The organism is Allgaiera indica (genome assembly GCF_900106675.1).
In the GTDB taxonomy this organism is placed as follows: Bacteria; Pseudomonadota; Alphaproteobacteria; order Rhodobacterales; family Rhodobacteraceae; genus Acidimangrovimonas; species Acidimangrovimonas indica.
This window is the reverse complement of sequence record NZ_FNOB01000052.1, coordinates 1-6,394: the sequence shown is the minus strand read 5'-3', so window position 1 is coordinate 6,394 and position 6,394 is coordinate 1. Positions and strand designations below refer to the sequence as shown.

General features: G+C 57.3%; 5 protein-coding genes and 1 pseudogene. 4 read left to right on the top strand and 2 right to left on the bottom strand.

Annotation, left to right across the window (positions count from 1 at the left end):
* Together BLV97_RS20305 and BLV97_RS20300 are read right to left on the bottom strand one after the other, a co-directional pair.
* Positions 1 to 407, bottom strand: a 407-nt coding sequence (locus BLV97_RS20305) for an alcohol dehydrogenase catalytic domain-containing protein (protein WP_176992677.1), incomplete at its 3' end; no start/stop codon positions are given.
* Between the two features lie 198 nt (positions 408 to 605).
* Positions 606 to 761, bottom strand: a pseudogene (locus BLV97_RS20300) (ATP-binding protein); the annotation flags it as partial.
* 329 nt (positions 762 to 1,090) lie between these two features.
* Between BLV97_RS20300 and BLV97_RS20295 the strand changes: the two are divergent.
* The 4 genes from BLV97_RS20295 to BLV97_RS20280 all read left to right on the top strand — a co-directional run bounded on the left by BLV97_RS20295 (position 1,091) and on the right by BLV97_RS20280 (position 6,150).
* The gene (locus BLV97_RS20295) at positions 1,091 to 1,807 is read left to right on the top strand and encodes a hypothetical protein (RefSeq protein WP_035841308.1); all 717 of its coding nucleotides are present in this window, start codon (positions 1,091 to 1,093) and stop codon (positions 1,805 to 1,807) included.
* 20 nt (positions 1,808 to 1,827) lie between these two features.
* On the top strand, positions 1,828 to 2,202 hold the full coding sequence (locus BLV97_RS21905; RefSeq protein WP_308430857.1) for a helix-turn-helix transcriptional regulator: 375 nt from the start codon (positions 1,828 to 1,830) through the stop codon (positions 2,200 to 2,202).
* A 323-nt stretch (positions 2,203 to 2,525) separates the two neighbouring features.
* On the top strand, positions 2,526 to 3,674 hold the full coding sequence (locus BLV97_RS20285; protein WP_035841306.1) for a hypothetical protein: 1,149 nt from the start codon (positions 2,526 to 2,528) through the stop codon (positions 3,672 to 3,674).
* 268 nt (positions 3,675 to 3,942) lie between these two features.
* Entirely contained in the window at positions 3,943 to 6,150 is a 2,208-nt protein-coding gene (locus tag BLV97_RS20280; protein ID WP_092164230.1) for a hypothetical protein, read from the top strand.
* Positions 6,151 to 6,394 lie beyond the last annotated feature (244 nt).

Here is a 6,394-nt window from a genome sequence, read left to right as displayed (position 1 = left end):
GGCAGGCACATCGCGGCGTTCGCGATGCAGTATTGGCTATAGGCATTGCCGGGCACGCAAGAGACGCGCTGTCCCACAAGCGCCTTGGCCGCGTCGCTGTCGCCGGCGGCGACCACCGTGCCCGCGCCTTCGTTCCCGGCCGGCAGTTTGATCCCATGCCGTGCCTTCGAGCCCGCGCTGAAGGGCTCTGGCACGGTCGCGACGAATTTGCCGGGCGTATAGCTGGCATTTTCCATATCCGCCGCCCCGACGAGGATAGCGAGGTCCGACGGATTTATTGGCGCGGCTTCCATTTTCACGAGAACCTCGTTGCCGGTCGGATCGGGAAAGGTCACGTCCTCGCTCGCTACGGTGAGCTTTCCGTCCGCTTCCAATGTCGTGAAGAGCTGCTTGCCTGTGGTCGTCATGTCGATCTCCAGATTTCAGTTTCTTGATGGAGGGTTGGCGTTGGGCCGCCAGAATGAACCACAGCGCCACCCCGGACCGGATTGCTGTTGCATTGGGAGAATAGCGCTGACGACACCCAAGGCGAGCAGAAAGCGGCGTTGGGCTTTGTCAAAGCGATGGAAAGTCGGTCCAAGCAAGGGCTACATGCCTGCTCCTTGCCCGGCGCAAAGGCCACGCCACTCGGCGAGAGCGACAGCGCGGTTGGAGGTCAGGATCATGGCGCCTTTCTCGTAGCGGGCGTTGACCAGCTGGAAAAAAAGGTTGGCGCCGCGGGTGGTAATGGGCAGATAGCCGATCTCGTCGACGATGAGCAGCGCGGCCCACACCCAGTTGCAGACCACCATGCGTTACGCGCACCTCGCCGATGATCCGGTCAACCGGGCGGCGGAAGAGAATGCGGACCGGCTGAGCGCGGCCATCGGATCGCCCGGGGGGCGGCGCGTTGCGTTAAGGCTGGTCAGCTGATGCGGCGTTGGTCCTCCGGTCCTAGCGTTAGGGATGCGCGGCAGCAAAACCCCCTAACGTTAGGGGATCTGTGTTGGCACCGCGTGCGGCAAGCTGCCAGCCCCGACCCTAACGTTAGGGTTCGGTTCGAGCAGGAAACCCCCTAACGTTCGGAAACCTCTGCTGGTACCAAGACCCTATGCCCAAGACCTCCTCTGAACTTCTAACCTTGTGGGAAGCCGGGACGCCGCTTCAGCAAGCGGTTCACGTCTTCGCACCGAAAGACCTGAAAGCGGACTGGAAATCGGCGCGAAGCCAGTCGTCGCTACAGGCGATCCGGGATCGTGCCGAAGCCGACGCCGCGACAGAAGCACCAATTGCAGAAAAGATTTCCCGGGCGATTGCCGAGGCGGACCCCATCCTGAACCGTCGCGCCGACCTCATGAACCGGATGCGGTGGAACCTCGCGGAAGCCTTGCGGCGTGATCTGCTGATAGCCGTTGCGTTCGAGTTCCCCCGCACGCTGGCATCGGCACCAGTCGAGTTGCGTCCGGAGTACTGGCGCGGCAAGCAGGTGTGGGACAAAGGCGAACTGCACGCGGACAATCTGCGGTTTGTCGAGGTTCGCATTCTGATGCCAGCGCAGGCCGCCGCGCTCTTGGGCGGCAGCGTGGAAGGCACTGCCCGCAAGCCCGGGCGACCTGGATATGGGCCGGATATAGAGGCGGCGTTTCATGCGCTGAACAAGGCGGGGAAGATCGCCCCTCATGCGTCGATGTCCTCGCATTATCCATTGATCCGGGATTGGCTTCGTGTGCATCGGCCTGACTCTGCCCCGACTCCCCACACGCCCGGGGATGAGGCGATCCGCAGGGTTGTCGCGCCGCTCTTTCGTGCCCTGACGGATGACGCGTAACGCGCGACTGGCGCGGCCCCGTGCAGCGCGGATCGCGGAAGGCCGCAGAGCTTCCAATAAACTATAAATTCTCCTCCCATTTATTGGCATTTTTCGAGGTTTGCCTTTGGGCGATCTTGTTCGCAGTTGAACTGAAACAGGAGGGTTTCAACATGGTTCTTGGGGAAAATCGCACCGCGCCTGCGGAGGCGTCCGATTTCTGGGACGGCTTTATCAAGGAAGATGTCGCGGCGGAATATCTCTGCCAAAGCACGCGCACCTTGCAGAAATGGCGCGTGACAGGTTTTGGGCCGCAATTCTACAAGCCGGGCCGCAGCGTGCGCTATCGCCGCCGCGACTTGTACAACTGGGCCGAGACCCGGTGCCGGGCCAGCACCAGCCAGGTCGCCGCCTGATGAGTTTTGCCCGCGTTGGGGTTGGCAGCACCGCGCGGGATTTTGGGGCCGGTTGGCCCTTCGGGCGCGGGGCCGTAAGGTCTCGCGCCCTTCCTCTGCCACACCCCCGCCCGGTGTCCACCTGGGCGGAACCTTTCAACCATCCCCGCCGGGCGTCCCGCCCGGCCCCAAAACAAAAGCTGCCCCGCCGGAGGCACATCTGAGAGGGCGCGCCAGCGCCCGCCCTGCCCGCGCAGCGGGCGCTAGCTATCAGCGGCAAGCCGCAAATTAGGGGGGACTTGTAACACCCCCCTCCACCGATACCAAATCGCAGGAGAGCGCAAATGAATGTGGAAATCCTCCACAGCGGGTTTGACGGGCTGAAGTTCACCGTCACCACCGACATTCCTCCCGAGCTGCGCACCGCGCTGGCCGAAGCGAAGGCCGAAGCCGTGCGCACCAACGCGGACGCCACATTGGAGTGCGGCGGCATCGCCTTTGCCGTGCGCCGCAGCGGCGGCATGAGCTTCTCGGTCCACACCGGCGAGTATGGGGCCGAGTGGTTCTTTCTGGACCCGGAGAACCGCCCCAAGAACAACCCCGGCGTGACGGTCGACTTCCGCGCCTTCCTACTCGCCACAGGCGGCCTGCGGGCGGCGGAGGCGCATTTCCGCGAGTGTATGGCCGCGCTCGCCATCCCCTACGTGGAAACGCAGCTCCGCGTCTCTCGCGTCGACTTCGCCGTCGACTTCCTCGCGCCGTGGTTCGAACCGGATCGCGAAGCGCTGATCGTCCCGCCCGGCACGCGCAACCGGGAATTCACCGGCGTTGACGAGACCGAGACACATTGCACCGGCGCTCGGGTCACCGGCCTGCGCGCGGGTGCCGTCGCCAACCGGCAATTGGCGATCTACGACAAGCGGGCCGAGGTCATTGCCAAGCACAAGATGGGTTGGTTGACGATCTGGAACGCCGCCCGCGCCGACACAGGTAGGCCCCCGCTTGATCTGACCGACCGGGACCAAAGCCAAGTCTGGCGGTTCGAGTTGCGCATGGGTTCCAAACAGCTCCGCAACCGCTGGGAAATGCGCAGTTGGGCCGACCTTGACGCGATGATCGGCGACGCACTCGCAGACTTCTGCCAGCGTGTCCGGTACTGTATTCCGACCTCCGACAGCAACCGTGGGCGCTGGCCCGTGCATGAGCTGTGGCGCGCCGTCACCGAAGTTGTCAGCCATGACTTGCGGGACATGCGGTCTGGCGTCGTGCCCGAGGACGTGAAGACCGCCAACCGGGCAGAGCACATCCGGATGCTAGACGGGATGGCGCTCGGGCTTCTGGTTTCGCGCGCGGCGGCAGGGGACGTCGCGGCAGGCGACGTTGAAGCGTTTCTTGGCCGCCAAATCCTTGTTCTGAAGGAAAGATCGCGCGAGCATCCCGTCCCTGTGGACGCGCGGTTGGCGAAGGCAGTGGGGCGGTATCGGTTTCGGTGAGAAGGGCGGCGCGAAGCCCTTAAACGCATTCGGCACGAAGTCCGCGATGCGCAGAAAGCGCCCTTTGCAAAGTCGCGACGGTCGTGCACCGCCGAGCGACGTGATCGGCCCTTAGCGGGCCTTAGACCGGAGGGATGCTTGTCGCGCGCAAGTTCAGACATTCGCTTTTCATGCCACGAAAAAGTCTGCATTGTCTAAGTAACCAGATCCACCGGCAGGTCCAAGATGTCTCTAAGGCGTTTGGCCGAGGCCACCATTGAGGTGAACGATGACAGACGTCCTGAAACTGAACCTTCAACATTGCTATGGAATCAGTAAGCTTGAAGCAGAACTTAAGTTCAACCACAAAGGCTTTGCGATCTACGCCCCGAACGGAGTTATGAAAACTTCGTTCGCCAGAACAATGATGGACCTGTCAAAAGGTGCTTCGCCCAGCGATTTGGCATTCCCTGACCGCAACAGCATATTTGAAGTGTCACTTAACGATGAACCCCTTGTTAGTGAAGAGATATTTGTCGTCCAATCCTATGACGAGAAGTACTCTTCGAGCGAGGTCTCCACGCTACTCGCAAATTCTGATTTGAAACAAAGATATGAAAATGTGCATCACTCAATCGGCGAAGCAAAAAAGGAAGTCGATAAGAGTTTGAAGGGTTCAGCCGGGTTCGGCGAGAAATCCAGAGAAAACATCGATCCGATCATCAAGGAAATTTTTGGGGATGACTACTATGACGCGCTTCTAGGCTTAGAAGGGGAATTGGAGCAGACCAGCGTCAGTAGCCTAGCAGACGCCGACTACAAAATTCTCTTCGACCCAAAGGTACAGCAACTGCTGGCGGATGAAACCGTTGGTGATACTGTGTCGGATTTCGCACAAAAGTACGATGAAATTACCGAGACCTCGCCAATCCTGCGAAGGAATTTTCAGTACCACAATGCCACTGATGTTCAGCAACAGCTCGCTGCGAACAATTTTTTCGACGCTGGGCACAGTATAAGTATGGTGAACAAAACCAGCCATGAAAAGACGGAGTTTTCGTCGAATGAGGCGCTTCGTGACATGATCGAAGCTGAAAAGCTACGCGTATTCGAAGACGAAGACATCAAAGCGCGATTTGATGCTTTTAACGCCAAGCTTAAGAACAAGGAGCTTCAGGCTTTCCGTGACTATATCACTGAAAATAAGCACCTAATTCCAGAATTGGCAGATCGCGATGCCTTCAAAAGAAAGCTCTGGGTACAGTATCTTTTGCAGGCTCAAAGCCAATATAGAGAACTGCTGTCCAGGTATCGAAGTGGTCAGGCCGAACTTGAAGGCATCATAACTGAGGCCGATGCTAGCCGCGGTGATTGGGACGATGTGATTGCGGATTTCAATCGTCGCTTTCTGTATCTTCCGTTCGAGCTTTTCGTTGAAAACAAGTCGGACGCGATTCTAAAAGGAACCTCGCCGTCGGTCGGGTTCATCTTCCGAAACAGCGGTGATGAGAAGCACTACTCACAATCCCAAAAACAGGATTTACTTCGCGTGCTGAGTACGGGCGAAGCACGTGCGCTCTACATCTTGGACATTATGTATGAGGTTTATGTAAAATGGAAATATCGCAAAAAGACCCTGTTTGTGTTCGACGACATCGCGGACTCTTTTGACTACAAGAACAAGTTTGCGATTATCGACTTTCTTGAGGACGTGACCAAGACCGAAGAAACAAACTTTTTGGCCATCGTGCTGACGCACAACTTTGATTTCTTGAGGACTATCGCGAGCCGGGGGATTTGTCCGCCGTACCAATGCCGCTTGGCTTTTAAAACAGCAGGAGAGATCAAGCTGAACGATTTCGATCGGTCAGATATTCAGAACCCGTTCCATAAGTGGCAAAACAGGTTGTCCGAACCAAACTTCACAATCGCATACATCCCCTTTTTGCGCAATGTGATCGAATATACGCAAGGTGCTAAGAACCCTGACGGAACCGACAATGCTGACTATCTGACGCTAACCAGAATGGTTCACTATAAGGATGAAACCGAGGCTTTAACATTCGCGGAATACAAGGTTGTTTTTGAAAGGACATTTCCAACCACACCATTCCCGGACCTGACGCTCGACCTTGGCATTATGGACCAAATTTTCGCTACTGCTGATAACTGTCAGAACGCAGAAGATGGCATTAATCTTGAGCACAAGATCGTTCTGTCGTTGGCTACTAGGGTTTGGGCAGAGCGTTACATGATCGGAAAAATCCGTGGTGACGAACCGGGCTTCGATCCTTCACGTAAACAGACGGGGAATTTATTCCAAACCTTTAAAGATAAGTTCAACAATCAGACTCATGAGATCAGCCTCCTGAGACGGGTGAATCTGATCACGCCTGCAAACATTCATATCAACGCTTTCATGTATGAACCAATCTTGGACATGGGGTTTGGGGAACTTGTGCAGCTTTACCAAGATGTTAAGGGTCATCTTGTTTAGCGAAACTCGCCCATCCCTACACGCAGCAATGCCTTCAACGTTATGTGCAACGTCGGCCCAGTGTTTGTTCTCAGGCATCGTCCTGGCTAGGCGCTCAACATGACCTGCCCCCGATGAACCGGGCCATTCAAAAGGAGAGTTTGTTCTCGTGACCTGCCCCTATTTTCAGGGCCACTCGTAAGTCGAGTTTGTTCTGCATTTGTGTGCCATCATTCGGCGGCGTGAGCAATGGGCGCAGGCGCGG